The 26,778-nt window shown below is 72.1% G+C and carries 24 protein-coding genes; 11 read left to right on the top strand and 13 right to left on the bottom strand.

Going from position 1 to position 26,778, the window contains the following annotated elements:
* The first annotated feature begins 185 nt into the window (after window positions 1-185).
* Genes ABD241_RS05990 through ABD241_RS06015 form a run of 6 tightly spaced genes read left to right on the top strand, consistent with a single transcriptional unit; the run spans window position 186 to window position 5,873 of the window.
* A complete protein-coding gene (locus ABD241_RS05990) occupies window positions 186-1,409 on the top strand; it encodes a substrate-binding domain-containing protein (RefSeq protein ID WP_344059408.1) in 1,224 nt (407 codons plus the stop codon).
* 16 nt (window positions 1,410-1,425) lie between these two features.
* Entirely contained in the window at window positions 1,426-2,160 is a 735-nt protein-coding gene (locus ABD241_RS05995) for an ABC transporter ATP-binding protein (protein WP_344059410.1), read from the top strand.
* Complete coding sequence (locus ABD241_RS06000; RefSeq protein WP_344059412.1) at window positions 2,157-2,918, top strand: ABC transporter ATP-binding protein; 762 nt, start codon at window positions 2,157-2,159, stop codon at window positions 2,916-2,918. Before ABD241_RS05995 ends, ABD241_RS06000 begins: the two co-directional genes overlap by 4 nt.
* Window positions 2,915-3,799, top strand: coding sequence for a branched-chain amino acid ABC transporter permease (locus ABD241_RS06005; protein ID WP_344059414.1), 885 nt, complete (start codon window positions 2,915-2,917; stop codon window positions 3,797-3,799). The genes ABD241_RS06000 and ABD241_RS06005 overlap by 4 nt, the downstream gene beginning before the upstream one ends.
* Window positions 3,796-4,947 carry a branched-chain amino acid ABC transporter permease gene (locus ABD241_RS06010; protein ID WP_344059416.1) on the top strand — a complete coding sequence of 384 codons (1,152 nt, stop codon included), beginning with the start codon at window positions 3,796-3,798 and terminating at the stop codon, window positions 4,945-4,947. Before ABD241_RS06005 ends, ABD241_RS06010 begins: the two co-directional genes overlap by 4 nt.
* Window positions 4,944-5,873 carry an alpha/beta fold hydrolase gene (locus ABD241_RS06015; protein WP_344059418.1) on the top strand — a complete coding sequence of 310 codons (930 nt, stop codon included), beginning with the start codon at window positions 4,944-4,946 and terminating at the stop codon, window positions 5,871-5,873. Before ABD241_RS06010 ends, ABD241_RS06015 begins: the two co-directional genes overlap by 4 nt.
* A 25-nt stretch (window positions 5,874-5,898) precedes the next feature.
* On the opposite strand, the gene ABD241_RS06020 is transcribed toward ABD241_RS06015, so the two are convergent.
* Window positions 5,899-7,821 (bottom strand): helix-turn-helix domain-containing protein, encoded by a 1,923-nt coding sequence (locus ABD241_RS06020; protein ID WP_344059420.1) that lies wholly within the window; start codon window positions 7,819-7,821, stop codon window positions 5,899-5,901.
* A gap of 70 nt (window positions 7,822-7,891) precedes the next feature.
* Window positions 7,892-8,722, bottom strand: a complete 831-nt coding sequence (locus tag ABD241_RS06025; protein ID WP_344059422.1) for a 3-hydroxybutyrate dehydrogenase — start codon at window positions 8,720-8,722, stop codon at window positions 7,892-7,894.
* Between the two features lie 232 nt (window positions 8,723-8,954).
* Between ABD241_RS06025 and ABD241_RS06030 the strand changes: the two genes are divergently transcribed.
* The 3 genes from ABD241_RS06030 to ABD241_RS06040 are packed head-to-tail and all read left to right on the top strand — an operon-like array spanning window position 8,955 to window position 10,854.
* Window positions 8,955-9,128, top strand: a complete 174-nt coding sequence (locus tag ABD241_RS06030) for a hypothetical protein (protein ID WP_344059424.1) — start codon at window positions 8,955-8,957, stop codon at window positions 9,126-9,128.
* On the top strand, window positions 9,125-9,889 hold the full coding sequence (locus ABD241_RS06035) for a cytochrome b N-terminal domain-containing protein (protein WP_344059426.1): 765 nt from the start codon (window positions 9,125-9,127) through the stop codon (window positions 9,887-9,889). The genes ABD241_RS06030 and ABD241_RS06035 overlap by 4 nt, the downstream gene beginning before the upstream one ends.
* Complete coding sequence (locus tag ABD241_RS06040; RefSeq protein WP_344059428.1) at window positions 9,886-10,854, top strand: hypothetical protein; 969 nt, start codon at window positions 9,886-9,888, stop codon at window positions 10,852-10,854. Before ABD241_RS06035 ends, ABD241_RS06040 begins: the two co-directional genes overlap by 4 nt.
* Window positions 10,855-10,937: 83 nt before the next feature.
* On the opposite strand, the gene ABD241_RS06045 is transcribed toward ABD241_RS06040, so the two are convergent.
* From ABD241_RS06045 to ABD241_RS06060, 4 genes are all read right to left on the bottom strand, one after another.
* Window positions 10,938-11,756: an NHL repeat-containing protein gene (locus tag ABD241_RS06045; RefSeq protein ID WP_344059430.1), complete on the bottom strand. Its 819-nt coding sequence runs from the start codon at window positions 11,754-11,756 to the stop codon at window positions 10,938-10,940.
* A 285-nt stretch (window positions 11,757-12,041) separates the two neighbouring features.
* Window positions 12,042-12,935 (bottom strand): SGNH/GDSL hydrolase family protein, encoded by an 894-nt coding sequence (locus ABD241_RS06050; protein ID WP_344059432.1) that lies wholly within the window; start codon window positions 12,933-12,935, stop codon window positions 12,042-12,044.
* A gap of 161 nt (window positions 12,936-13,096) precedes the next feature.
* Window positions 13,097-13,633: a GNAT family N-acetyltransferase gene (locus ABD241_RS06055; protein ID WP_344059434.1), complete on the bottom strand. Its 537-nt coding sequence runs from the start codon at window positions 13,631-13,633 to the stop codon at window positions 13,097-13,099.
* 410 nt (window positions 13,634-14,043) lie between these two features.
* Window positions 14,044-15,309 (bottom strand): chaplin family protein, encoded by a 1,266-nt coding sequence (locus tag ABD241_RS06060; protein WP_344059436.1) that lies wholly within the window; start codon window positions 15,307-15,309, stop codon window positions 14,044-14,046.
* Window positions 15,310-16,990: 1,681 nt separating this feature from the next.
* On the opposite strand from ABD241_RS06060, the gene ABD241_RS06065 reads away from it, so the two are divergent.
* Window positions 16,991-17,473, top strand: coding sequence for a hypothetical protein (locus ABD241_RS06065; protein ID WP_344059438.1), 483 nt, complete (start codon window positions 16,991-16,993; stop codon window positions 17,471-17,473).
* A gap of 45 nt (window positions 17,474-17,518) precedes the next feature.
* Here ABD241_RS06065 and ABD241_RS06070 read toward each other — a convergent pair whose 3' ends face one another.
* From ABD241_RS06070 to ABD241_RS06080, 3 genes are all read right to left on the bottom strand, one after another.
* Window positions 17,519-19,048 carry a helix-turn-helix domain-containing protein gene (locus ABD241_RS06070; protein WP_344059440.1) on the bottom strand — a complete coding sequence of 510 codons (1,530 nt, stop codon included), beginning with the start codon at window positions 19,046-19,048 and terminating at the stop codon, window positions 17,519-17,521.
* A gap of 128 nt (window positions 19,049-19,176) precedes the next feature.
* Window positions 19,177-20,037 carry an SDR family oxidoreductase gene (locus ABD241_RS06075; RefSeq protein ID WP_344059442.1) on the bottom strand — a complete coding sequence of 287 codons (861 nt, stop codon included), beginning with the start codon at window positions 20,035-20,037 and terminating at the stop codon, window positions 19,177-19,179.
* Window positions 20,034-20,507 (bottom strand): nuclear transport factor 2 family protein, encoded by a 474-nt coding sequence (locus ABD241_RS06080; protein ID WP_344059444.1) that lies wholly within the window; start codon window positions 20,505-20,507, stop codon window positions 20,034-20,036. The genes ABD241_RS06075 and ABD241_RS06080 overlap by 4 nt, the downstream gene beginning before the upstream one ends.
* Window positions 20,508-20,554: 47 nt before the next feature.
* Here ABD241_RS06080 and ABD241_RS06085 point away from each other — a divergent pair, with 47 nt between their 5' ends.
* Entirely contained in the window at window positions 20,555-21,217 is a 663-nt protein-coding gene (locus ABD241_RS06085) for a TetR/AcrR family transcriptional regulator (RefSeq protein WP_344059446.1), read from the top strand.
* An 84-nt stretch (window positions 21,218-21,301) separates the two neighbouring features.
* Here the strand turns inward: ABD241_RS06085 and ABD241_RS06090 are convergent, their stop codons facing one another.
* From ABD241_RS06090 to ABD241_RS06105, 4 genes are all read right to left on the bottom strand, one after another.
* Window positions 21,302-23,434 (bottom strand): 3-hydroxyacyl-CoA dehydrogenase NAD-binding domain-containing protein, encoded by a 2,133-nt coding sequence (locus ABD241_RS06090; protein ID WP_344059448.1) that lies wholly within the window; start codon window positions 23,432-23,434, stop codon window positions 21,302-21,304.
* A complete protein-coding gene (locus tag ABD241_RS06095) occupies window positions 23,431-24,681 on the bottom strand; it encodes a thiolase family protein (RefSeq protein ID WP_344059450.1) in 1,251 nt (416 codons plus the stop codon). Before ABD241_RS06095 ends, ABD241_RS06090 begins: the two co-directional genes overlap by 4 nt.
* 169 nt (window positions 24,682-24,850) lie before the next feature.
* On the bottom strand, window positions 24,851-26,161 hold the full coding sequence (locus ABD241_RS06100) for an HRDC domain-containing protein (RefSeq protein WP_344059452.1): 1,311 nt from the start codon (window positions 26,159-26,161) through the stop codon (window positions 24,851-24,853).
* Window positions 26,158-26,742: a DUF3000 domain-containing protein gene (locus tag ABD241_RS06105; RefSeq protein ID WP_344059454.1), complete on the bottom strand. Its 585-nt coding sequence runs from the start codon at window positions 26,740-26,742 to the stop codon at window positions 26,158-26,160. The genes ABD241_RS06100 and ABD241_RS06105 overlap by 4 nt, the downstream gene beginning before the upstream one ends.
* Between the last annotated feature and the right edge of the window lie 36 nt (window positions 26,743-26,778).

Raw genomic sequence — 26,778 nt, forward strand, 5'->3', positions numbered from 1 at the left:
CCTGTGACACTCGGGGAGAACCTCTGGGATGACGGGTGGCGGCGACGCACATGAAGTGCTCGCCTTTGTGGTCCTGCGCTCCACCGCTGCGGATGCGGCGCTGATCTACCTTCGCCGAAACGGTCGGGCGTCGACGGATCTCGTGCGGCACAGGCGCGAGCGCCCGCCAGAGGTGGAGGACATCGGTGTCCAAGCGGTGGAGTGTCGCGCTCGCGAGCGCCATGATCACGGTCTCGGTCGCGGCCTGCGGCTCGCCGGGCCAGCCGGGGGCGGCGGCGGACAACGGCACGGCGGCTGCCGGCGGCGGCGGTGCGTCGGGCGGTGCCTACAAGGTCGGTCTCGTCTACTCGAAGTCCGGCCCCCTGGCCAGCTACGGCCAGCAGTACCGCCAGGGCCTCACGGCCGGCATCGACTACGCCACGAAGGGCACCGGCGCCGTGGCCGGCCACCAGATCCAGATCACGGAGCAGGACGACGCGGGCGACCCCGCCAAGGCCGTCGCCTCCGCGACGGACCTCATCGGGCAGGGCAACAAGATCATCGCCGGTTCGACGGCGAGCGGTGTGGCGCTGCAGGTGGCCCCGCTCGCCAAGGACAACAAGGTCCTCTTCATCTCGGGCCCGGCTGCTGCCGACGCCATCACGGGCGCCAACCGCTACACGTTCCGGTCCGGACGCCAGACGTACCAGGACGTCGCGACCGCCGGCACCATGCTCGGTGACGTCAAGGGCAAGAAGGTGACCGTCCTGGCGCAGGACAGCGCCTTCGGCAAGGCCAACGTGGCCGCCGTGACGGCGGTCCTCGGTGCCAAGGGCGCCACCGTGAGCTCGGTCGAGGTGCCTGCGGCCGCCACCGACCTCACGCCCTTCGCCACCAAGGTCAAGGACGCCGCACCCGACCTGCTCTTCGTCGCCTGGGCCGGTGCCAACGCCACGGCCATGTGGACGACCCTCGGCCAGCAGGGCGTCTTCGACTCGACCAAGGTCGTGACCGGGCTCGACATCAAGGCGACCCACGCCCTCTTCGGAGCGGTGGCGACGAAGATCGACTTCCTGTCGCACTTCTTCGAGGGCGCCACGGCAAACCCGGCCTACCAGGCGCTCGACGCCGGCCTGAAGAAGCAGGGCGCCACCGTCGACCTGTTCACCAACGACGGCTTCGTCGCCGGCCAGATGATCGTTCACGCCCTCGAGGCGGGCGGTGACGACGTCGACAAGATGGTGACCTCGCTCGAGGGCTGGACGTTCGAGGGCCCGAAGGGCTCGCTCCAGATCAGGCCCGAGGACCACGCCCTCCTGCAGCCGATGTTCACGGCGACGCTGAAGAAGGACGGCGCGAACGTCACCCCGCAGCTGGTCAAGACGCTGGAGCCCGCCGCCGTCGCTCCTCCCGTCAAGCCCTTCAAGTGACCGGCCTGCTGGCGACGTGATCACGGCAGAGGCGGTCGGATGGAGGGTCGGCGGCGCACAGATCCTCGAGGACATCTCCCTCACGGTCGGAGCCGGTGAGCTGCTCGGCATCATCGGCCCCAACGGGGCGGGCAAGTCGTCGTTCGTCAACATCCTGAGCGGGGTGACGAGGCCCTCCAGCGGACGAATCGTCCTGCAGGGCAGGGAAGTCACCCGAGCGAGCGCGACGCGTCGAGCCCGGATGGGACTGTCGCGGTCGTTCCAGACCTCGGCGCTCTTCGACGGCCTGAGTGCGGGGGAGAACGTGCGGCTCGCGGTGCAGGCCGCGGGTGGAGCGGTGCTCTCGCCGTTCCGTGGCGCCGGCTCTGCCGCGACCGAGGTGATCGACTCCCTGCTGACGAGAGTCCGTATGCCGGGTCGCGCGCGAACACTCGCCCGTGACCTCTCGCACGGCGACCGTCGCAAGCTCGAGCTGGCGATGGCCCTGGCCTCCGACCCGGCCGTGCTGCTCCTCGACGAGCCGATGGCCGGTGTCTCGGCTGAGGACGTCGACGGGCTCACCGAGATCATCGGCGAAGTGCGTGACTCCGGCGTCGCCGTCGCGATGGTCGAGCACCACATGCACGTCGTGCTCGGTCTCGCCGACCGGGTCGCGGTGCTGCACCACGGACAGCTGCTCGCGGTGGGCGCGCCGACCGACGTCACCGGGGACGAGCGGGTCCAGCAGGCCTACCTGGGAGAAGCACTGTGACAGGGACGAACGCCTCACGCGAGGTGGCGGACGCGACCGGCGGATCACCGCCCGTCCTGCAGCTCCAGGACGTGCACGTCCGCTACGGCGGCTCCCACATCCTGCAGGGCGTGAGCTTCGACGTGCCGGTGACCGGGGTGACCGCCCTGCTGGGACGCAACGGCGTGGGCAAGACGACGACGCTCAAGGCCGTGCTCGGGCTGGCACCACGGACCGGCCGGGTCCTCCTGCAGGGCAGGGAGATCCAGCGGCTCGCGACTGCGCGCATCGTCCGAGGCGGCATCGGTTACGTGCCCGAGGACCGCGAGGTCTTCGGCGGCCTCACCGTCGAGGAGAACCTCCGTCTCGTGGACCCCGACCGCGGCGTGAACGCGCCGGTCGTCGAACGACTCTTCCCGGACCTCGTCCGTCGCCGCGCCCAGCGCGCCGGGACGCTGTCCGGCGGCCAGCAGCAGATGGTGGCCCTGGCCCGGGTCCTGCTTCGCGAGAACGCTCTGCTCCTCATCGACGAGCCGACGAAGGGGCTGGCCCCCAAGCTGGTCACCGAGGTCGCCGACGTGCTGGCCGAGGTGAGCAGGACCACGCCGGTCCTGCTCGTGGAGCAGAACCTGCCCCTCGTGCGACGGATCGCCGACCGCGTCGTGGTGCTCGACGCCGGCCAGGTGGTGCACCGGGGTGCCGCGGCCGAGCTGGTGGCCGACGCCGGGCTCACCCGGGAGCTGCTGGGCGTCTCGATGCGACGGGAGGGAGCGGCGTGAGTGACCTGCTCCTCATCCTCGTCACGGCGCTCGGCCTGGGCGCCCTCTACTTCATCGCAGCCAGTGGCCTCAGCCTCGTCTACGGCCTGATGGGCGTGCTCAACTTCGCGCACGGCGCCTTCATGACGGTGGGCGCGTACGCCGCCTGGCTCGTCATGGGTGCCCTCCCTGCCGGATGGCCGGTGGCCGGTCGGCTCGTGGTCGGCGTCGCCGCCGCGGTGACGGTCGGCGGCCTGGTCGGACTGGTCGTCGAGGTCGTGCTCATCCGGCCGCTCTATCGTCGCCACATCCAGCAGGTGCTCGTCACCGTCGGGCTGTCGCTCGCCGGTGTCGCTGCGGCGCAGGGGATCTGGGGCGCCGACCCGCGACCGGTGGACAAGCCCACCTGGATGGGCGGCACGACCGAGCTGCTCGGCGCCCGACTCCCGAACGACCGGCTGGTCTACCTGCTCGTCGCGCTCACGCTCTTCGCGGGTCTGCTCGCGCTGCTGCACCTGACGCGTCTGGGCCTCGTCATCCGCGCCGGTGTCGAGAACCGCACGATGGTCGAGGCGCTGGGCATCGACGTCCACCGCACGTTCACCCTCGTCTTCGCGATCGGGGGAGCCGCGGCCGGACTGGCGGGGGTGCTCTACTCGCAGTACGCCGGCGCGGTGTCGCCGGCGCAGGGCGGGTCGCTGCTGATCTTCGCCTTCATCGTCGTCGTGATCGGCGGCATGGGCTCGCTCACCGGGACCGCTGTCGCCGCCGTGGTCGTGGGACTGGTCCAGCAGCTCGCCAACTACTACGCGGCCACCGGTGTCGGCGACCTGTCCGTGGTGCTCCTGCTCGCACTCGTGCTCCTGCTCCGACCGACCTCCCTGAAGGGAGCGACGGCATGACGTCGCCGACCGACCGCCTCAGCGCCACGCCCACGCTCCCTCCTGCGACGCGCCAGGCCCCGTCCGCCTCACCCGAGGAGGGCAAGCCCGCCGGTTCACGCCGGCAGGCGCGGACCCTCGGGCGGCTGCGCGCCGTCGGGCTTCCCGTCGTGGTCGTGGCGCTGCTCGCCTACCTGCCCTACGTGGCTGTCGACCTGCCCGGCATCCTCCCGGGGCGCGTCAACGGCCCGGGGTCGATGCAGCTGCTCGCCACCTGCCTCGTCATCGGCGGAGTGGCCCTGAGCTACGACGTCCTCTTCGGCCGCACGGGACTGCTCAGCTTCGGGCACGCGCTGTTCGTGGCGGCGGGCAGCTACCTGCTGACCATCTCGCTCGCGGAGTGGTCGCTGCCGCTGCCGCTCGCGCTCGTGACGGCGCTCGCCCTCTCCACGGCGCTGGCGCTCGTCGTGGGTGCGGTCGCGCTGCGCGTCGGCGGCATCGCCTTCGCCATGGTGACCCTGGCCTTCGCGCAGGCCGCCTCGATCATCGTGCTGCGCAACCCCGGCGGAGTGACCGGCGGCGAGGAGGGTCGCACGCTGGACCGCGACGCCGTGCCCGACCTGCTCGTCGGGGTCGCCAACGCGCCGTACCGCTACTGGCTCGCGCTGGCCTTCGTCGTCGTCACCTGGGTCGTCGTGAGCCTCGTCGTGCGCTCACGCGCCGGCCACGCGATGGCAGCCGTCCGGGAGAACGCGCAGCGGGCCGCGGTCCTCGGTTTCGGCACCTACCGGGTCAGGCTCCTCGCGTTCGTGCTCGGGTCGTTCCTCGGCTCGCTCGGCGGCATCGTCCACGCCCTGGTGCTCGGCGGCTCCAACCCGCACCTGACCACCTCGGAGTTCACCCTCTCGCTGCTCGTGATGGTCGTGCTCGGGGGAGCGGGGCACCGCTGGGGCGCCGTGCTCGGGGGCGTGCTCTACACCTTCGCCGATGCCCGGCTCGTCGAGGTCAGCGGCGCGCCGTTCCTGCAGTCCCTGCCCGACGTCGTGCGCCAGCTGCTCTCGCAGCCGCTCTTCATCCTCGGCGCCTTCTTCGTGGTCGTCGTCTACTTCGCACCGTCGGGCCTCACCGGCATCGGCGGCCGGCTGGTCAGGAGGACCGGATCCAGATGAGCGCCACCCCATCCGCCTTCGTCATCGAGCTGCCCGAGGGCAGTCTCGCCATCCACGACCTGAGCCTCGGGACGCCCGCGCCCGACGCGCCCGTCGTGCTGGCCGTCCACGGCATCACCGCCAACGGCCTCTCGTGGCGACGCGTCGCCGACGAGGTCGGCCGGCGGCACGGTCCCGGCGGCATTCGTTTCCTGGCCCCTGACCTGCGCGGCCGGGGTGACAGCAGATCGGCGCCGGGACCCTACGGCCTGGCCGCGCACGTCGACGACCTCGCCTCGATCGCGACCGTGTTCGGAGCGGCCCCCGTCGTCGTCGGCCACTCGATGGGCGCCTTCGTCGCCGCGCTCGCGGCCGCCCGGCACCCCGAGAGGTTCCCCGCGGCAGTGCTCGTCGACGGGGGAGCAGCCTTTCCCGTGCCGGCAGGCCTGGACGTGGACGCGACCCTTCAGGCGGTCATCGGACCGGCGATGGACCGGCTGTCGATGCGCTTCCCCGACCCGGCGGCATACCTCGCGTTCTGGTCAGGGCACCCCGCGCTGGGACCGATCCTCGAGGGCCCTGCCGGCGACGCGGCCCGCGGCTACATCGAGCACGACCTCGTCCAGGACCCGGCCGACGGGCAGTGGCACAGCACCTGCATCCTGGAGGCGGTGCGGGCCGACGGCGCCGACGTCCTGGCCGACCCGGAGACGCACGCGGCGCTGCGCACGGCGGTCGAGAGCGGCGTCGAGGCCGAGCTGGTGTGGGCGGAGCGGGGCCTGCTGGACGAGCCCCAGGGCCTCTACGACGAAGGCCGGCTGGCGGCCCTGGGCCTCCCGGCGGGCCTCCGGACCACTCGCGTGGACGCCAACCACTACGACGTCATCCTGGCCGAGCGCGGCAGCGCCGCAGTCGCCGACGCGCTCGACCGCCTCCTCGTCGGCTGAGCGGGCCAGGGACAGGCGGCTGGCGTCAGCCGCGCGGGCTGCCGCCGCGCGTCGACGCCTGGAGGGCGCGAAGGCGCAGCGCCAGCTGCAGCTCGAGGGAGTGGTCGGGCTGCTGCCAGGACTCGCCGAGCAGGGCGGTGATGCGCTCGAGCCGCTGGGAGACGGTGTTGACGTGGACGTGGAGGCTCACTGCCGCGTGCCGCGGGCTCCCCCCGGACGCGAAGTATGCCGCGAGCGTGCCGACGAGGTCCGTGCCGCGCCGTTCGTCGTAGTCCAGGACGGGCCCGAGCAGCGTGCGGACGTACTCGCCGACGTCCGGCTCGGATCCGACGATGAGGCCGGCGAAGCCCAGCTGCCTTGCGGCAGCGCCCTTCCCACGGTGCCCGAGGGCGATCAGGGCGGCGACCGTGCGGTGGGCCTCCTCGTACGCCTTCGCGATGTCGTCGACGTCGCCCACGGGTCCGGCCCCGGCGACGGTGACGCACGTGCGCTTGCCGATGCGCGCTGCCACGGTGCGCGCCAGCCCGTCCGCGTCGGTGCCCGGGACGAGGGCGACGACGTCGCCGTCGTGGCTGCCGACGAGCGAGGCCTCACCCGTGGCGGCGCTCGCGGAGATGAGCAGCGCGCGGTGACCGTTGGGGTCGTCGCCACGCAGCACGAGCAGGCAGAACGGCTGCTGCGGGTCGAAGCCGCTGTTGCGGGCCAGGGACAGCCGCTCCTCCCGGGAGCCGCGAGCGCTGACGAGGTCGCTCACGAGCCGGTTGCGGGCCGACTGCCGGGCGTCGGCGGCCTGGCGCTCGAAGAGCAGGACGAGAGCCGTCACGACTCCGGCGCGCTCGACGGTCCGCTGGTCGGAGTCGCCCAGTGTCAGGCCGCCGACCAGAATCGTGCCGAGACGCTCGCGGGCGGCCGTCACGGCCACCGCGTAGACGCCGTCGCGCTCGACGAGCCGTCCGGTGTCGAGACCCGGTAGCGCGTCGAAGGGCGCGAGCGGGTCGGTGCCGGAACGGCCTGTCGCGGGGGCGGGTCCGGCGGCGCTCTTGCGCTGCCCGTTCTCGTCGACGAGCACCGCCCAGCCGCCGAGCAGTTCGGCGAGGGCGTGCGTGATGTCGTCGACGCCGCCACCGCCGAGCACGAGGGAGGCGAAGCGGTCGTGGGCGGCGGCCGCCTTCTCGACGCCGTCGGCGTACCGGCGGACCGTCTCGTGGGCCTCCGACAGGGCGGCGAGCGCGCTCTCGGAGTCGGCGAGCGCTCGGGTCTGCACGAGCGTCAGAGCCGCCAGCGTCGCGAGGTTGCCGAGCAGGGCCACCTCCTCGCGGGTGAACGGGCGCGAGGACCGGTTGGCGGCGAAGAGCACCCCGACGAAGTGCGACTCGACGATGAGCGGAGTGCCGCAGATCGCGATGATGCCCTCCTCGCCGACCGCCCCGTCGATGGCGCCGGTGTGCCGGAAGCGCTCGTCCGCCCAGTAGTCGGCCGTCCAGTACGGCTTGTGGGTGGATGCGACGAGCCCACCGAGGCCGGCGCCCAACGCGAGGCGCACCGACTGGAAGACCGCCGAGACGGAGCCGTCGGTGGCCCGCATGAAGGTGTCGCCGGCCTCGGGGTCGTAGAGCGTGAGGTAGGCGAGGTCCGTGCCGACGAGGCGGCGGGCGCGCCGCACGATCGCGTCGAGGACCGAACCCGGGTCGTTCGCGGTGGCCAGCTCGCGCGCGATGTCCAGCAGTGCTGCCAGCCCGGCCTCCCGCTGCCGGTGCACCTCGCGGGCGCTCGCGATCCGCAGGGCGAGGTCACGGGCGTCGGCAGGGGCGTCCACCGCGGCCACGGCGGCCACCGGGGCGTCGGCAGCGAGCAGCTCGAGGAGGTGCACGACCTGGTCGACCTGGTCGACCTCGCCGGCGGCCTGCGACCGCTGGTGGTGCGTGCGTGTCTCCGGGCCGGTGGTCACGCGCAGATCCTAGGCGGGCCGAGTGGAGCGGTGGTCGTGTGTGTCACGGCAGATCGGACAGGTGGGGCGCTCAGTGCGCGGTCCACCCGCCGTCCATCGAGAAGGAGGTGCCGTTGACCGAGGCGGACGCCGGTCCGCACAGGAAGAGCACGAGAGCGGCGACCTCCTCCGGTTCGACGAGTCGCTTGACGGCAACGGGGTCGAGCATCACCTTCTCGAGGACCTCCGTCTCCGGGATGCCGTGGGTCCGGGCCTGGTCGGCGATCTGGGCCTCGACCAGGGGAGTCCGCACGTACGCCGGGTTGACGCACGTCGAGGTCACGCCGCGAGGCCCGCCCTCGAGCGCCACGACCTTCGACAGGCCCTCGAGGCCGTGCTTGGCGGTCACGTACGCCGACTTGAAGGCGCTGGCGCGCAACCCGTGGACGCTGGAGATGTTGACGACCCGACCCCAGCCCTGCGCGTACATGTGCGGCAGCGTCTGGCGGATCAGTCGGAAGGGCGACGCGAGCATGAGGTCGAGGATGAGGTCGAAGCGCTCGAGCGGGAACTCCTCGATCGGGCTCACGTGCTGCACCCCGGCGTTGTTCACGAGGATGTCGACGGCGGTCGGCAGCTCGGCCAGGGCGTCGAGGTCGGCGAGGTCCGCGGTGACGGCCCGGATGGAGGAGTCGCCGGCTCCGTCGGCCAGGGCACGCAGACCGTCCTCGTCGCGGTCGACCGCGTGGACCGTGGCGCCCGCAGACGCGAGGGCGCGGGCCACGCTTGCTCCGATGCCGCTCGCGGCTCCGGTGACCAGAGCGGTTCGCCCCGTGAGGTCGATGGGTGCGTTGGGTGCCGGGGCCGCCCGGTCCAGGTGGCCGGTGGCGGGGTCGCGTGCGTCGTCGCGGGCGTCGGGCATGCGGGAAGACTAGGGAGCGGCCCGGCGGGGGCCTGTGTGGTCGCCGTACACAAAACGGCCGATCCCATGTGGACGGGACGTGGTGCGTCGGGGCTCGGACTGCGGGCCGTGAGCCCGCTGTGAATCCGTGCAAGTGCCTGCCGTCCGGAGGCGCCCGACCTACTCTGACAAGACGTAGTAGATCGACTGGCACGGGCGCAACTCACAGTTCCTTCGGTCCAGGAGGTCTTGGATGTCCAGCGAGTTCTTCGCAGCAGCAGAGCCGACGCCCGCAGGTGCTGTCGTCCAGTGGGGCTTCATCACGGTGACGGTCGCCAACCTCGTCACGATCCTCGTGATGATCCTCGTCTTCGTCCTCGCGGTCCTCCTGCCCTTCCCGGGTTCGCACGACGGGGACGAGCAGTGAGCTCGCGACCTATGTCCGCGGAGCCCACGGCGCCGGCTCCGGGCACGTGGACCGCCCGGCTGAGCGCGTGGATCGAGGGGCTCGTCCCCAAGGGGCAGTGGCTGCCCGACCGGCAACCGGCGTACGTCGCCTCGTGGATCTATGTCTTCGGGGTGGCCTGCCTGGCAAGCCTCGTCGTCGTCATCGCCTCAGGTCTGGTGCTCACCCTCGGCGGGCTCACCTGGTGGCACTCGAGCTCGCTCGGTCGTTTCGTCAACTCGACGCACCTCTGGAGCGTCGAGCTGTTCTTCGCCACGATGGTCATCCACCTGTGGGGAAAGTTCTTCATGGCCGCCTGGCGCGGCCACCGCGGGCTCACGTGGGCCACCGGCGCGCTGGCCTTCTTCGGGTCGCTGGGCACGGCGTTCACCGGCTACCTCATCCAGACCAACTTCGACTCGCAGTGGATCAGCACCCAGGCCAAGGACGGGCTCAACGCCGCCGGCATCGGCGCGTACTTCAACGTCATGAACGTCGGGCAGATGGTGCTCTGGCACGTGTCGCTCCTGCCGCTCGTCGTCGGCGTCATCGTCGGCCTGCACCTGCTCCTCGTGCGACGACGGGGAGTCGTTCCGCCCATCGGCGCCGAGGCGCCCGCGGACGTGGCGCAGCCCGAGCGACCGGCGCCCGGGGTGCCGGGCCCATCGGCTCCCGAGCCCTCGTCCGTCCCCGACGAGAGCCGTCCTGAACGTGCACCCACCGGATCGGGGGCCCGCCCATGACCGCCGTACGCGTCCCGCGCAGCGAACGCCGAAGCGCCACGTGGGCGCCCGACTCGCACGAGTTCCCTACCCGGCGCTACGACCTCGTCAAGGAGTTCGTCGTCGCGCTCGGCGTCATCCTGGTCCTCACCGTCGTGGCGGCCCTCGTCTTCTCGTCACCCGACGATCCGGCGATCTCGTTGCAGCAGTGGGCTCGTCAGGCTCCGAACGACGTGGTGGCGACGGCCACGGGCGAGCTGGCAGGTACGACGACGTCGGCGACGTACGGACCGCCCTACAACACGGCAGGTGACGGGCAGGCCCTCGGGCCCGTCTCCCTGCAGAAGCTGCCGGGCGTCACCCAGCCGGTCGACCCTGCAAACGACTTCGTGATCACGCCGCTGCGCACCCTCTCGGGGCAGCCCGTCGTCGCGGCAGCCCTGCGCCAGTGGGACGCAGCCAGCCCGGACCAGCGGACGGCTTGGGCGCAGGCCTACTCGGACGCCCTCGGCAAGGCGCCCGACGGCGACCCGGCCAAGGTCGAGCGCGGCAGCTACGGCCCGGTGCCGATCCTCGCGTTGGGCACGCTCGCGCTCGCGGACAGCGGCGCGCTCGAAGGGCTGCTGACGTCGCGAACCAGCTTCTTCGGTGTCAACAGCACCAAGCCGCTGCTCCTGCTGGCGGACGGGTCGCACCTCGAGGACCAAGCACGTGCCCAGAACCTCGGCGGCGACCAGTGGGGGATCATGAACGAGACCGGCAACTACCCCGGTCAGCCGTGGCTGTGGCTCTACACCTTCTGGTACCAGATCTCGCCCTTCTCGACATCGGACAACGCGGACGTGCAGGTGTGGGCGCTGATGATCCTGCTCAGCATCGGCTTCATCTGCATCCCGTGGATCCCGGGCCTGCGCACGCTGCCGAAGTACCTCGGGGTGCACCGGCTGATCTGGAAGAAGCGCTGGCGTGCCGGCGGGCGGCCCTGACGGGCGGCGCTGACGGGCGGCGCTGGCGGACGGCGCCGGCGGACGGCGCCTCGGACGGGCGCGCTCGCCCGGCCGCCCGGCTTTCACGGCCGCGGGGTCAGGCGCAGGATCACACGGGCCTGGTCGTCCGCGACATAGACGGTGCCTGAGGCCGTGACGAGAAGGCCCTGCGGCTCGATCAGGCCGGAGCGCGCCAGGACGGTCGAGGCTCCACCGTCGCGAGGCCAGCGCCGCACGTCGTGCCTGGTGTGGCGCACGTCGGTCACGAGCAGGTTCCCGGCTGCGTCGAAGGCGAGGTCGTCCGGCATGACCGCCTCGGCCGCGCGGACCCGAGAGCCTCCGGCGTCGAGCCGCCAGACACCCCCGCCGCACTCGTCGGCGACGTAGACGCTGCCGTCGGCACCTACTGCGGCGCCGACCGGGTGGACGAAACCGCCGGCGAGGACCGAGCGCGTCGCCCCGTCAGGCGAGATGCGGTAGACGGTGCCCGTCACCGGGTCCGGGACCACGAGAGTCTTCGTGGTGGGGTCCCAGGCGATCCCGTCCACCCCCTGGTGGCACGTCGCCTTGACGGAGGTGCCGGGCAGAGCGGCCAGGACGGTGGGCGTCGACCGTCCGGGGGCGAACGCGACGAGGCGGTTCGCGTCCTCCTCGGCGACGACCAGAGTCCCGTCCTTCAGGAAGACCATGCCCTCGGGTCCCGGCAGGCCCCGGTGCAGGACGGTCGCCGACCCATCAGCGTTCAGGCGGCTGATGGTGCCGAACGTGTAGTCGCTGTAGAGCAGGGCGCCCGAGGGGTCCTGCACGAGGTCGTCCGGGTGGTCCCCGCCCCGGTGGACCACGTCGACCCGGTAGCTCGTGGGAGCTGAAGGGGTGGCGGACGTCGGGGGCCGGGACGGCACGGGCGTATGCGTGGGGCTCGCGGACGGCATACGCGACGGTGAAGCGGGGGGCGCCGTGGTGCCCGGCGTGCTCGTCCCCGTGCTCGTCTCCGTCCTGGATGAAGTGGTCGCACGCTGCTGTTGGCTGGGCGAGGTCGCGGTGGGGGAGCCGGCCGTGCAGCCCCCGACGCATAGGCACAGGGCAAGGGTCGCACTGAGGGACGAGGCACTCCTCATGCGCCGACGCTAGGTCGGGCACCTGTGGGCCGGCGGTGAGCCCGCCCACAGGTGCCCGACCGCTGCGCGTCAGTGTCCGAGCTGGAGCAGCGTCTCGCGCGCCATGGCGGCCTCGCCGAGGGCGTTCGGGTGCACCGGGAAGGCGTTGACCGGTGCGATGGCCGGCTCGATCCATCGCCGGCCGACCGGCTGGCAGGCGTCGTGGCCCAGCGAACTCGGCGTCATGTCGACGAACCGGGCACCGGTCTGCCGGGCGGCCCGGCGGACCGTCGCGTTGAGCACGTCCTGCTCGTGGTTGAGCCAGGGGACGTCGCCCATGGCGATGGGCATCGACCGGTAGCAGGACAGCTGGCCCGTGGCAGGCAGGATGCGCGGGTAGCCGAGGATGACGACGGAGGCGGCCGGGGCCTTCTTGCGGACCGCCGTCAGCGCCGCGACCAAGTGGGGGTAGGTCTCGTTCACGATCTGGTCGGTGAAGGTCGTGCCGTACCTGCGCTCGCACGGGCTGCCCATGACGTCGGTCGACGAGAGGGTCGCGCACCCGAAGAACGAGTTCGCGAAGACGCCCTCGTCGTTGCCGCCGATGGTCATGGTGACGAGGCGGGTGCCCTTCGTGACGGCGTCGAGCTGCGGAGCCACGCCGGGAGCCTGCGAGGAGAAGAAGTCGCTCGTGCGGGCACCGCTGCACGTGACGTCGGTGAAGGAGGACGGCCGCGTCACGGCCGCGACGTCGTGGGCGTAGTTGACCAGGGAGCGGCTGCACGTGGCCGGGGCGGCCGCGACGAAGGGCGCCACCCCGGCGGCGGACGAGTAGCTGTCGCCGAGTGCCACGTAGGAGGAGGTCTTGACGGAGTGCGGGTCGGCCGTGGGCGGGCTCGACTTCGCGCCGGCGGGACCGGCGGTGGTCAGCCCCAGGGCGACGGCGCAGAGGGTGGCAGCGAGAGCGCTGGCGGTGCGACGCATTCTGGACTCCATTGTCGTGAAAACGGTCTCGAGCTGACCGCAACGCCCCGGGCCAGCGGGCGTCGTCGGCGCCCGGGGCAGAACGTAACACCGGCCGCAGACGTCGTGACGGTGCCGCGCTCTGCCAGGCGACCCGGGCCCAGCGTCGACCGCACGGCCGCCTAGTCGGCCAGGCGCGCCAGAGTGCAGTCGTCGAGCCAGCGGCCGTCCCTGTCCAGGACCGCGTGGCGTTCGGTGCCCTCGAGGCGAAACCCGTTCTTGGTCAGGACACGGACGGACGCGACGTTCTCGGCGAACGCCTTGGCGACCACGCGCCGGACCCCGGAGTGCTGCAGGGCCGACACCAGCAGCGCGGTCGCCGCGCTGGCGATGCCCCGGTTCCAGTGCTCGGGGTCGATCGAGTAGCCGAGGTGGAAGTCGTAGGCGCTGGGCTCGGGCCCAAGGGACTCCGGGCGGTAGCGCCGTCCGCCGATGTCGCCGACGACCTGCCCGTCGACCATCACCGCACAGAGCAAGGAGTCCGGCTCGGAGAGGCGGTCGGCGATCAGGGCTCTGGACTGCTCGAGGGTGTCGACGGTGCGGGCGACGTAGGCCTGGCACTCCGGACGCCGCTTGTAGCGCAGGAAGTCGGACGCGTCGGCGTCGTCGGCGGGCCTCACGGTCACGCGCCCGTCGGTCAGGGGCCAGGGCAGGTCCATACGACCGGACCGTAGCGGATGTTCGAGAAGCTGAGGCAGCGCACAGGCCATTCGCTGGACCGGTATGAAGCTGCTCGGCCGTCGGCCGGGGAGGGCGCGCGATACTCCTCGGCTGCCTCCCGTTCCTTGGCGTCTGGCTCCGGTCATCGCTTCCGTTCGACGTCGGAGACGGATCTCGGCACCTGGCGGCAGTCGCTGAGCGGCGTGGCGCGTGACGGCATACGCGAGCCACTGGGGGCCACCGGCTCGCGAGGGGCGTGCCTGCCGCCGACCCGGGCTCGTGTGGAGGCGTGCGAGCGTCGCTGAGCCGACAGTCGTTGGCACACAGGCGTTTCCGCCAACAGCGCAGCCTACCGCCCTGTCACGATGGTGCGAGCGGTGAGCTGCGCTGAGCCCGTCAGGTGAGCCGGTCAGCCGGCCACGTCATACGCGCGAGCGCGGCGCACCTTCTTCCGGAGGGCACTCCCGACGGACGCACCCAGCAGCAGCAGGAGGGCGGCCGAGAGCGCGGTGCCGGCGACGTCAGGGGATCCGAGTCCGGCGGTCCGGGGCTCCTGACGCGCGGCGTTCATCAATGCGATGTTCGCGGTGCAGGGAACGGGACCGGCGGCACCCCGGGGGCCGCTACCACCGGCGCCTGCGGCAGAGGCCGACGCGGAACCGGGGGACTGGTGGTGAGCGCCGTTCACCGCTGATCCGGCTCTCGCATGGGCCGCACCGGTCGGCATGACGTCAGCGCAGACCGGGCCGCCCGAGCCGGGGCCACCGGCCGCGCCACCCAGGCCGAACAGTCCCATCGGCGCAGGCTCGTGGGCCGGCGTCGTCGGTTCCGGTCCGGCGCCCGCGCCGGGGTGCTCGTGACCCTGTGTGGACGTCTGGCCGCTCCCGGCTGGAGCGTGCGGGTATGCCGGGTGGCCGCTGCTCGGGTTGGCACCGTCCGTTCCGGTGCCGGAACGTGCGTCACCGAGCAGGCTCACCGCGTTGCCGCCGGTCGGCACCGGGGCGTAGACGGGGATGAGGATCTGGGTGCCCGACGCGAGCCCCTGGTCGCCGGACGTGGTTGCGCCCGGCGTGCTGTCCGAACTGCTGGCGGCGCCGCCGGCACCAGTTCCGGAACCGGATCCGGGGCCGGCCGAGGCGCTCGACGACCGCCCGAGTACCGCGATGGCGTTGCCTCCCACGTCGAGCGGTGCGCTGACGGGGGCGACCACCTGGGTCCCCGAGCCGGCCCCGCCGTCACCGCTCGTGCTGGCGGCCGTACCGCCCGCGTCCGTGCCAGAGGTGCGCGCCGCGTTGGTCGAGGCCTTCGACGTCGACGAGCTGCCGAGCACCGAGATGGCGTTGCCGCCGAGGTTGACGGGGACGGTGACCGGTGCGACCACCTGCGTCCCCGACGCGAGGCCGCGCGACCCGGAGGTGGTGGCCCCGGCGGACCTGCTTGCCGTCGGCGACTGGGCGGGTCCGCCCGTTGCTGCGCTGCTGGTCGATGACCGGCCCAGAACCGAGACGGCGTTGCCGTGCACGGATGCGGGAGCGGTGACAGGGGCGAGGATCTGGCTTCCGCCGGCGATGGAGTGGTCGCCGGTGGTGTCGGCGCTGGCTGCGGCTGCGCCCAGCAGCAGCAGGCCTCCGGCTGTGAGGGTGCCGTAGAGGCCCCTTCGAACGTATGCGTGCATGGTTGATCTCTCCTTGGCTGAAAGGGTGAGTCGCGCGCCGGAGGCGGCGGGCGGCTGTCGTACGGGGCGCCCAGAAGGGCGCCGTGGAGCGGCGACGACAGCGCACTCAGTCGGGAGAGAACCCCGGGTCGTAGGTCGGTGACGACGGGATGCGAGCCTCGCGTGCCCCGACCCGGCTCCCCGCGGCGTCCTTCGGGGTTGGGAGGCAGCCCCCGTGTCCGGTCGCGACAAGGTCAGCGAGGGACCACGACGACGAGACCTGCGCCGGCGAGGAGCCGGACAGGCCGGCCGGTTCCCACGGTGCGCCGGGACGCGGTGTCGGAGGCGGTGACACGGACGCTGCGGATCGGGACGGCGCGGAGGCGCCGCTCGCCGGCTCCGCGGCCGAGCCGGTACGCGAAGGAGATGGCGGCGAGCCGGGGCCGGCTGCAGGCCCGGCGGCGGCTGCGAGCGAGGTGCGGGTCTCGGGCGCCGATTGGGGGATCGGGTCGGTCATGCCGGATGAAGTCGCCGCTCCGGCCTGGCCCGAGTCGGCGCCGAGAGCGGCGGTTGCTCCCGGCGTGACCACAAGGGTCGGGACGGACCCGGGGGCCACGTGCGGGAGGGGCACGAGAACGGGGAGCAACAGGCCCCGGGTGCGAGACGTCACGTCGGACAACAGCTCTGGCACCGTCCGTACGACGGCAGCCAAGTGCCGCGGGACCGGGATCGCGGCCCGCAGCGGAGTCACCAGAGGGACATCCGCGGTCAGCGGCTCGACCAACGGCTCGACCAACGGCTCGACCAGCGGCTCGACCAGCGGCTCGACCAACGGCTCGACCAGCGGCTCGACCAGCGGCTCGACCAACGGCTCGACCAGCGGCTCGACCAACGGCTCGACCAGCGGCGCTGGGAGAGCGGTACGGCTGTCAGGTCGCGTGGTCTGCGCCCTGGACGCAGCTGGGGGTCGTTCGACGGACACGGACACGGCCGGCGGCCTCGACCGCACGGTGTTGACCGTGACGGGTCGAGCCGGTGCAGGACCGGTCGGGCGCCCGACGGGGGCGCCCGTCTCGGCGACCAACCGGGTCACGACGGGTGCGCCCGCCGGCGTTCGCGCAGGCGCACTCCCAAGGATGATGCGGAGAGCCGGCCCCGTCGCATCAGCGTGGGTGGCGGCGCTTCCGACAGGGACGCCCAGGGACGGGAACGCCGAGCCGGTCGACGAGGCGTCGTCGGCGTGCGCCGATCCGGACGTGAGGACGGCCCAGCCGAACGCCACGGCACACGCGAGGAGCACGGAGCGCAGGTGGGCATCGACGTGACGTGGCATGCGCTCTTGCACGTGGCTCACCTCCAACCCCTGAACTCGAGATGTGGTTCGACCCGCCCGAAGATGGGGAGAAACCGTCACCAACGGTACAGCGCGAGGGCGCCCCGTGGTGTCTTGCGCCCCTCACCGGCTGGGAGTCCTGCCGGCTCGGGGCCGAACCGGACTGTCACCAGCCGACACGGAGACCGAGCCGTCGGAAATCGCGGCGAGCATCGAACGTAGGGCCCTTAGCCCCTACCGAACCTCTGTGGGCGCCCTCACCGTGGCCCTTGAGGACCCGCTTCGGGTCGCTCTCAGGCTTCATCCTCCGAACGGCTCCAGCCGTGCAGCACCGGGCTGCCGGGTCCCAGACCCGAGGAGGGTCCGCACATGCGCTACGACCACGACACCAAGCCGGTTCACCCCACTCCGGTCCGTGACGGGCCCAGCCCCGGGATGGGCGTCCAGCTCGCCCGCTTCGGGCTCCACCTGGCGCAGATGTGCGTGGTGATGTGCGTGAGCATGGCCTTGCTCGGCCTGGTCACCGCCGGGGCCAGCCGCCTCCTCGGGTTCGACGACCCGCGACAGGGAGCCCCCATCCTCTCGGCCGCGATCGTCACCGCAACGCTCAGCCTCTCCATGGTGGTGTGGATGCGGTTCATGACCATGGACTGGCGCCCCACCCTGGAGATGGTCGCAGCGACGGTGGTCGCGGGGACCGTCATGATCCTCGGCTACCTGACGGGCCTCGTGCCGAGTCGTGAGCTCTCTCCGGGAGTGTGTGGGCTGGCGTGTGTCGCAATGGTCGCCGTCATGGTTCCCCGGTTCGGCATGTACGCCTCTCACACCGGCCGTCACGGCCACGGAGCCTGACCACCCCAGCCGCGGCGTCGGAGGGACACGACCTGCCCGCGAAGGTCAGATGTCGCGGAAGACCTCGATCGTCGCGCCCAGGGCGTTGAGGCGCTCGGCGAGGTCCTCGTAGCCACGGTTGATGACGTAGACGTTGCGCAGGACCGAGGTCCCCGGTGCAGCGAGCATCGCCAACAGCACCACGACGCCCGGACGCAGCGCCGGCGGGCACATGACCTCGGCCGCGCGCCAGCGGGTCGGACCCTCGACGATGACGCGGTGCGGGTCGAGCAGCTGCACCTTGGCACCGACCTTGGTGAGCTCGGTGAGGTAGATGGCGCGGTTCTCGTAGACCCAGTCGTGGATCATCGTGCTGCCCTCGGCGACCGCACCGATGAGCGCGAAGAACGGCAGGTTGTCGATGTTGAGCCCGGGGAAGGGCATCGGGTGGATCTTGTCGATGGGGGCGTGCAGCGGGCCGGGGATCGTCGTCAGGTCGACGAGTCGGGTCTTGCCGTTGGCGGAGGTGTACTCCGGGGTGAGGTCGTACTTCATCCCCATCCCCTCGAGCGTCGCCAGCTCGATCTCGATGAACTCGATCGGCACCCTACGGATCGTGATCGAGCTGTCGGTCACGACCGCGGCGGCGATGAGGCTCATCGCCTCGATCGGGTCCTCGCTGGGGGAGTACTCGACGTCGACGTCGATCTCGGAGACACCGTGCACGGTCAGGGTCGTCGTGCCGATGCCCTCGATGCGCACCCCGAGCTTCTCGAGGAAGAAGCACAGGTCCTGGACCATGTAGTTGGGGCTGGCGTTGCGGATGACGGTCGTGCCGTCGTGGCGGGCGGCCGCCATGAGCACGTTCTCGGTGACGGTGTCGCCGCGCTCGGTCAGCACGATGGGGCGCTGCGGGTTGACGGACCGGTCGGAGTGGGCCTCGTAGAAGCCGTGGGTCGCCGTGACCTCGAGGCCGAACGCGCGCAATGCGCTCAGGTGGGGCTCGACGGTGCGGGTGCCGAGGTCGCAGCCACCGGCATACGGCAGCTGGAAGTCCTCGTGCTCGTGGAGCAGCGGGCCGAGGAACATGATCACCGTGCGGGTCCGGCGGGCGGCGGCGACGTCGATGCCGTCGAGGTTGAGCTCGGCCGGCGGGATGATCTCGAGGTCGCTGCTGTCGGGCAGCCAGCGGGTGCGCACGCCGATCGAGGCCAGCACCTCGAGGATGCGGTTGACCTCCTCGATGCGGGCGAGGTTGCGCAGGGTCGTGCGGCCGCGGTTGAGGAGCGCGGCGCAGAGCAGCGCCACGGCGGCGTTCTTGGAGGTCTTGACGTCGATGGCGCCGTTGAGCTTCTGGCCGCCGACGATGCGCAGGTGCTGCGGGCCGGAGTGGCCGAGTGAGACGAACTCGGAGTCGAGGGCGTCGCCGATCTTGGCGAGCATCTCGAGGCTGAGGTTCTGCTTGCCCTGTTCGATGCGGGTGACCGCTCCCTGCGAGCTGCCGAGCAGCTCCGCGAGGTCAGACTGGGTCATCCCCTTGTGGCGTCGCGCGTCGCGGATGAGTCCGCCGATCCGGGTCAGGTAGGTCTGAGACACGCAGACGAGGCTAACTCATATATGAGTTAGGGCAAATCCGCCGCGCGGGAGGAGGCATGCAGGCAGCGAGTGAGCTGGGGGTGACCCGGCTCAGGAAGTATGCCGTCTGCGGGGGAGAGCGCCCCCGTTCAGGACCGCACCAGCGACGAGATGGGTGTCCGGGGCAGCCACGGGTGCTCCGCGTGTCCCGGCCCTGCGTCCGTCCCCATCGGGAGCCGTTCCATGGCGAGGGTCTGCCGGGCGACGCGAGCCAGGCTCGGCCGGAAGGGCCGCAGCACGTTCCCCACCATCCACACCGCCGGCGTGGGGATGTGCGCCGGGTGCTTTCCGGGTGCAGTCACGAGGCCGGCCAGGGCGGTCTCGCTGAGGTCCTCTCCTGCGACCTCGACGGCCCGGCCGCGCAGGGACGCGTCCGTGGCCGCGCGGGCCACCGCCACGGCGACGTCGTCGACGGCAACGAAGTTCACGGGGTTGCGTCCCGGGCCCATCACCTTGGGGACGCCGGACCGTCCGGCGTTGCTGCGGAAGAGCTCGAGCCACAGGTCCGCGAACGCGGTGGCTCGCACGATGGTCCATCGCGCTCCGCGGTGGTCCGCTGCGTCGAGGAGCGCCGCCTCCGCGGCCGCCTTCATCCGGAAGAGCTCGATGGGATGGTCCTCCCGGGCGCCGACGATCGACACCAGGACGATGTCGGCGCCGACGTCACAGGCAGCGTGGATCAGGTTGCGGTTGCCGTCACGGTCCACCTCCGAGGGCGTCTCGCCGGCGGCGGGATCCATGCCGTGCATGGCCGAGACCACGACGCTCGAGCCGGTCAGCGCCCGAGGCAGGGAGGCGGGTCGCCGCACGTCCGCGGCGACGTACTCCGCGCCTGCCATCGGTGTGCCCGGCGCCGACCTGGCCACGACTCTCACAGACTGCCCCTCGGCGACCAGGCGGGCCGTGACGAGGCGGCCGAGCCTGCCGGTGCCGCCGACGACGGTGATCATGGCCGGGTCTCCTGGTGCCCGCCCGTCGGGTCGGCGGCGTGCGAGCCCGAGGGGACGGTCCCTGCCATGGCCGCGAAGACCGCGTCGATGCCCGGGCCACCGTGCTCGACCGGTGCGGCATACATGTGGGCGCTGGTGATCTGGCCGTCCGCGACAGCCGCGATGAAGACCGTGCGCATCTCGAGGCGGTGGCCGTCCCGTCCCGTGCCCGTCTGTGCCGCCTCGAGCCAGAAGCCCGTGTCGGTGACGGCGTGGTCCTGCACGTCCAGGCGGACGTCGGGCAGGGCGTCGAACATCGTGGACCAGTTCTTCCGGACCTGCAGGGACCCGTTGAACGACCGCGCCGGGTGCACGGGGTCGGTGAGCGAGTAGTCCTGCGCGAAGCAGTCGACCAGGCCGTCGATGTCGTGCGCGTTGACGGATGTCACCAGTCGGTCCAGGACCTGGGCGGGAGTGCGTGTCGGGTCCATGGTGTCTCCCTTCAATTCGATACAGTCGCCTGTATCCAATAGAATTCGTGCTCCTCGTGCCACCGTCCGTCAAGGGGTCGACAGCCGGAGAGACCCGGCGCCGCTACGACGCCTCGGCTCGGCGTGCTCAAGCAGCCGAACGCCGCAATGCCGTGGTCGACGCGGCACGCAGCCGCTTCCTCGCCCGCGGCTTCACCGCCACGACCGTCGCCGAGGTCGCGGCCGACGCCGAGGTCTCCGTCGAGAGCGTCTACAAGTGGTTCGGCAGCAAGGCCGGACTCCTCAAGGCGGTCTGGGACCGGTCGCTCGCCGGCTCCGGAACCACCCATGCCGAGCGGCGGAGCGACGCCGGCTCTCGCTCGGCCACCGACGGGCGCGCCATCATCCGGAACTGGGCGCGCCTGGCGGCCGAGGTCGGTGCCGTCGGAGACCCCGTCCACCGGCTCATCGAGAGCGCGGCGCACGTCGATCGGGAGGCAGCGGAGCTCTACGCTGAGATCGAGCGAGAGCGAGCCGCGCGAATGGAGCACAACGTGGCCTATCTCGTGGACGGGGGACACCTGCGTGACGACGTGACCCCCGCGCAGGCGCGCGACGTGCTGATGCTCTACACGACGTTCTACGAGCGGCTCGTCACCGATGCCGGGTGGACGCCGGAGCAGTTCACCGACTTCGTCGAGCGCGGGCTCACCGCGCACCTGCTGCCCTGACGCAGACCAGCCGGGCCCCACCCCCGCACGCGTCGAGCACGTGCGACGGGGAAGAGCCCGGCTGCTGCGGTGGGACCTGCGCCCTCAGCGGCGGGCGTTGGCGACGCCCTCCGGCAGGAACCGCGAGCCCGTGACGGCCTCGGCGACGCCGGTCCGGTCGAGCAGCGGCGTGATGCCGCCGTTCCAGAACTGGAAGCCGGCGCCGGTGATCATCGCGAGGTCGATGTCCATCGGGGCCTGCGCGACGCCCTCGTCGAGCATCCGTCGCGCCTCGTCGGCCAGGACGGTCAGCACGCGCTCGCGCACCTGCGCCAGGTCGAGCACGACCGGCTCGGCCGGCTGCTCGATCAGCTCCGGCACCTCGGGGTCGAGGACGGGGCGGCCGGAGCTGAGGTCGTAGAACCCGCGCTTGCCGGCCGCGACGATGCGCTGGAGGGTGGGGGAGGCGTAGAACCGGTCGGGGAAGGCCCGGACCAGCGTCTCGCCGTTGTGCAGCGCGATGGCCGGCCCGACGAGCCCGATGAGGACGAAGGGCGGCATCGGGGCCAGACCGGCGAAGGCGCGGTCGACGACCTCGATGGGCGTGCCCTCGTCGAGGATCTTCGCCGCCTCGCCCATGAACCGGCCGAGGAGCCGGTTGACGATGAACGACGGGCGGTCCGCCGCCCGGATGCACGTCTTCTTGAGCGCCTTGCCGACGGCGAATGCCGTTGCGAGAGTGGCGTCGTCGGTGACCTCGCCCGGGATGACCTCGAGCAGTGGCATGACGGCGACCGGGTTGAAGAAGTGGAAGCCGACGACCCGCTCCGGGTGCTCGAGCTTCGAGGCCATCTCGGCGATGGACAGGCTCGAGGTGTTGGTGGCGAGCACGCACTCGGGCGACACGACGGCCTCGACCTCGGCGAAGACCTGCTGCTTGACCGACATCTCCTCGAAGACCGCCTCGATGACGAAGTCGGCGTCGGCGAAGCCGTCCTTGCTCGTGGACCCGGTGACGAGGGCCTTGTAGCGGTTGAGCCGGTCCGGGTTGAGGCGACCCTTGCCGGCGAGCTTGTCGAGCTCGGCGTGGACGTAGCCGACACCCTTGGCGACGCGCTCGTCGTCGATGTCGGTGAGCACGACGGGCACCTGGAGGCGCTGGATGAACAGCAGCGCGAGCTGGCTGGCCATGAGGCCGGCGCCGACGATGCCGACCTTGGTCACTGTCCGCGCGAGGCTCTTGTCGGGCGCGCCCGCGGGACGCTTGGCGCGCTTCTGCACGAGCTCGAACGCGTAGAGCCCGGCCCGCAGCTCGTCGCTCATGAGCAGGTCGGCCAGCGTCTCGTCCTCGGCCGCGAAGCCCTCCTCGCGGGTCGCGGTGCGCGCGGCCGTGAGGAGGTCGAGGGCGGCATACGGGCTCTTGGCCTGGCGGCCGGTCTTGACGTCGGCGAGCTTCCTGGCCTTGGCGACGGCGGTGTCCCACGCCGTCTCGTCGCGGTCCACCTCGGGGCGCTCGACCGTGACCTCGCCGGAGAGGACCCTGGCCGCCCAGGCGATCGACTCCTCCAGGAAGTCGGCCGGCTCGAGGAGCACGTCGGCCATGCCGAGCTGGTACGCCTCGACCCCCTTGAGCATCCGGTTCTGGCTCAGCGGGTTCTCGATGACGACCGTGATGGCCTTCTCGATGCCGACGAGGTTGGGCAGCATCCAGCAGCCGCCCCAGCCCGGCACGAGGCCGAGGAAGACCTCGGGCAGCGCGACCGCGGGGACGCCCGCGCTCATCGTGCGATAGGTCGCGGACAGCGCCAGCTCCACGCCACCGCCCATGGCGGCGCCGTTGACGAAGGCGAACGTCGGCACGGGCAGGTCGGAGAACGCGGCGTATGCCGTGTGGCCGGCCCGGGCGATCTCGAGCGCCTGGTCACGGGAGCCGATGAAGGGCACGCCGGTGAGGTCGGCGCCGACGGCGAAGATGAACGGCTTGCCGGTGACGGCGACGGCGGCGATCTCACCGGCCTCGGCCCGCTGGCGGAGCCGCTCGATGGTGGCGGTCAGGCCCGCGATCGACTCCGGCCCGAAGGTGTTGGGCTTGGTGTGGTCGAAGCCGTTGTCGAGCGTGACCAGGGCCAGGGTGCCGACGCCGCCCGGGAGGGCGATGTCCCGGGCCGGCGTCCTCGTGACGACCTCGGTGGCGAAGTCCGTTGCAGCCGTGGCCTTCTCGGCGGTCGTGGCGGTCACTTGGCGATCTCCTCGTCGGTCGCGGTGTGGCTCGTGGTGGCGGAGGACACGTAGTCCTGGTGGTGCGGGTTCTCCCAGATGACGGCGCCGCCCATGCCGATGCCGATGCACATCGCGGTCAGGCCGTAGCGCGACTCGGGGTGCTCCTCGAACTGGCGCGCCAGCTGGGTCATGAGGCGCACGCCCGAGCTGGCGAGCGGGTGGCCGGTGGCGATGGCGCCGCCGTACTCGTTGACGCGCGGGTCGTCGTCGGCGATGCCGAAGTGGTCCAGGAACGCGAGGACCTGCACGGCGAACGCCTCGTTGAGCTCGAACAGGCCGATGTCCTCGATGGAGAGCCCGGCCTTGGCGAGAGCCTTCTCGGTGGCCGGGACCGGGCCGACGCCCATGACCTCCGGCTCGACGCCGACGAAGGAGTAGGACACGAGACGCATCCGGACCGGCAGGCCGAGCTCGGTCGCGGCCTGCTCGGAGGCGAGGAGGCAGGCGGTCGCGCCGTCGTTGAGGCCGGCGGCGTTGCCGGCGGTGACGTTGCCGTGCGCGCGGAACGGGGTCTTCAGCTGGCCGAGGTCCTCGACGGTCGTGCCGGGGCGGGGCGGCTCGTCGGCGGAGGCCAGGCCCCAGCCCTGCTCGGCGTGGCGGGTCGCGACGGTGACGAGGTCGCGCTGGATCTTGCCGTCGGCATACGCCCTGGCGAGCTTGTCCTGGCTGCCCACCGCGAAGGCGTCGGAGCGCTGCTTCGTCAGCTGGGGGAAGCGGTCGTGGAGGTTCTCGGCGGTCTTGCCCATGACCAGTGCGTCCGGGTCGACGATCTTCTCGGACACGATGCGCGGGTTGGGGTCGACGCCCTCGCCCATCGGGTGGCGGCCCATGTGCTCGACACCGCCGGCGATCGCGACGTCGTAGGCGCCGAAGGCGATGGAGCTCGCGGTGTTGGTCACGGCGGTCATGGCGCCGGCACACATGCGGTCCACCGAGTAGCCCGGGGTGGTGTTCGGCAGGCCGGAGAGGAGGGCGGCCGTGCGGCCCAGGGTCAGCCCCTGGTCGCCGATCTGGGTGGTCGCGGCGATGGCGACCTCCTCGACCTTGTCCTTGGGCAGGTTCGGGTTGCGGTGCAGCAGCTCGCGGATGCACCGGATGACGAGGTCGTCAGCGCGGGTCTGGGCGTACATGCCCTTCTCGCCGGCCTTGCCGAAGGGCGTCCGGACGCCGTCGACGAAGACGACCTCATTGAGTGCGCGGGGCACAGTGCCTCCCAGGGGTCGAAGGTGATCGCAGGGATCAGGGTGGATCGGAGGGGTGGCCGGTTCGGAGCCGACCGGGGCGCAGGGGCGCGCCTCGCGTCATGCTACTTCTCGGTAACTTCCCCGCCAACGGCCCCGTGCGTGAGCATCCTCACCCGGCGCCGGCCGCGGCTCAGGCGGGCGGGTTCTCGCTGCAGGCGAGGGAGACGAGCGGCGCGGCGATGGTCGTCTGCCAGCGGCGTGCGCCCATCGCCGCCAAGGCGTCCGCGACCTCGGAGGTCGTCGGCGCGGCCGGCCCCTCCCAGAGGAACCGGCGCAGCAGGTCGGGGGTCAGGAGGTTCTCCACCGGGACGGCGAGCTCCTCGGACACGGCCCCCAGCAGCTCGCGGGAGCGGGTCAGGCGAGCCGCTGCGACCGGGTCGCGGTCGGCCCAGGCCTTGGGCGGCGGGGGACCCGTGGGAGGCAGCGTCAGCGCCGGCAGGTCGGCCTCGGAGAGGGCGAGGGCTCGCGCGACCGCCTCGATGATGGCCTCCTGGTTGCGGCGGATCGAACGCGCGAGGCGCGGGTCGCTGGAGGAGACGGTGCGCGGCGGTGCGGTGGCGCGCTGGTTGGCGATGGCGATCTCGCTGATGGCTGCGTCGGGAAGGATGCGGCCCGGCGACGTGTCCCGCTGCTGGGCCGTTGCGTCACGCCACAGCCACAGCTCCCGGACGATCGCGAGGCCCCGCCGGCCACGCACCTTGTGCATGCCCGAGGTGCGCCGCCACGGGTCGACCCGCGGCTCGGGACCGGTGAAGTCGAGCAGGTGGTCGAACTCCTCGCGCGCCCAGGCGGCCTTGCCCTGCGCCGCCAGCTCGGCGGCCACCGCGTCCCTGAGGTTTACGAGCACCTCGACGTCGAGGGCGGCATACCGCAGCCACGGCTCGGGCAGCGGACGCACGGACCAGTCGACCGCGGAGTGCTCCTTGGCCAGCTGGAGCCCGAGGTAGTGCTCGACCATGGCGCCCAGCCCCACCCGGGGGAGGCCGGCCAGGCGGCCGCCGAGCTCGGTGTCGAAGAGCGACTGCGGGCGCAGCCCGACCTCGGTGAGACAGGGTAGGTCCTGCGTCGCGGCGTGCAGGATCCACTCGGCGTCGCCGATCGCGTCGCCGACGGGGGACAGGTCGGGGCAGGCGATGGGGTCGATGAGCCAGGTGCCCGAGCCCTCGCGGCGGATCTGGACGAGGTACGCGCGCTGGCCGTAGCGGTAGCCGGACGCCCGCTCGGCGTCGATGCCCACCGGCCCGGTGCCGGCGGCGATGGCCTCCGCGGCCTGCAGGAGGGTGCGCTCGTCGACCACGACGTCCGGCACCCCGTCGCGCGGGTGGGTCAGCGGAACGAGCGCTGCGGGCGTCTCGGACGGCTCACCCGGAGTGAGCTCGCCGGTCGCCTGGGCGGCCTGCTCGGTCGTCGGCTCTGTCGGCTCGGTGGGCTCCGCCGTCACCGTCGTTGCCCCGGGAGCGGGACGACACCGTCAGGCAGCGGCGGGATGCCGGCGATGGTGCAGAGCATGTCGGCCCAGGCCCGCAGGTGGTCGGCGGCGTCGCCGAGCACCGGCGTCCACGAGGCGCGGATCTCCATCTCGACGCTCGCCGCGCGGTCGGCGAGCCCGGCAAAGCTCTCGCTGACCACTCGCGTGACCGTGCCGGCCTCGGCCGTCCAGGTGAGCCCGCGGCTCGAGAGCGAGTCGCTGAGCCACGACCAACCCACGGCGCCGAGCATCGGGTCGCCCGCCAGCTCAGGCTCGAGCTCGGCCCGGGCGAAGGTGACGATGCGCCACTGCCCGTCCCAGGTCTCGGGCGCGGCCGGGTCGTGCAACAGCACGAACCGACCGGTCGCGAGGTCCTCCTCCGGGTCGGTCACGTCGATGACGTCGGCGGTGATCGCTGCCGCGTACGGCGCGATGCGGGTGGGGGCCGGCACCTCGGTCAGGCGCAGCTCGGAGCGCAGACGGACGTCTCGCAGGGCGCTCAGCGTCCTTGCGAAGACCGCGCCGTGGCTGCCCGGCAACGTTCTCGTGTGCACCAGACGAGCGTATGCCGCATGCGGGCGATCTGTCCT

The organism is Terrabacter lapilli (assembly GCF_039531305.1).
Lineage (GTDB): Bacteria > Actinomycetota > Actinomycetes > Actinomycetales > Dermatophilaceae > Terrabacter > Terrabacter lapilli.

Coding starts and splice junctions, on each gene's coding strand:
- ABD241_RS06010 (WP_344059416.1), top strand. CDS start 3,796: ATGACGTCGCCGACCGACCGCCTCAGCGCCACGCCCACGCTCCCTCCT.
- ABD241_RS06060 (WP_344059436.1), bottom strand. CDS start 15,309: ATGCACGCATACGTTCGAAGGGGCCTCTACGGCACCCTCACAGCCGGA.
- ABD241_RS06065 (WP_344059438.1), top strand. CDS start 16,991: ATGCGCTACGACCACGACACCAAGCCGGTTCACCCCACTCCGGTCCGT.
- ABD241_RS06080 (WP_344059444.1), bottom strand. CDS start 20,507: ATGGACCCGACACGCACTCCCGCCCAGGTCCTGGACCGACTGGTGACA.
- ABD241_RS06030 (WP_344059424.1), top strand. CDS start 8,955: ATGTCCAGCGAGTTCTTCGCAGCAGCAGAGCCGACGCCCGCAGGTGCT.
- ABD241_RS06040 (WP_344059428.1), top strand. CDS start 9,886: ATGACCGCCGTACGCGTCCCGCGCAGCGAACGCCGAAGCGCCACGTGG.
- ABD241_RS06050 (WP_344059432.1), bottom strand. CDS start 12,935: ATGCGTCGCACCGCCAGCGCTCTCGCTGCCACCCTCTGCGCCGTCGCC.
- ABD241_RS06025 (WP_344059422.1), bottom strand. CDS start 8,722: ATGCCCGACGCCCGCGACGACGCACGCGACCCCGCCACCGGCCACCTG.
- ABD241_RS06055 (WP_344059434.1), bottom strand. CDS start 13,633: ATGGACCTGCCCTGGCCCCTGACCGACGGGCGCGTGACCGTGAGGCCC.
- ABD241_RS06075 (WP_344059442.1), bottom strand. CDS start 20,037: ATGATCACCGTCGTCGGCGGCACCGGCAGGCTCGGCCGCCTCGTCACG.
- ABD241_RS06015 (WP_344059418.1), top strand. CDS start 4,944: ATGAGCGCCACCCCATCCGCCTTCGTCATCGAGCTGCCCGAGGGCAGT.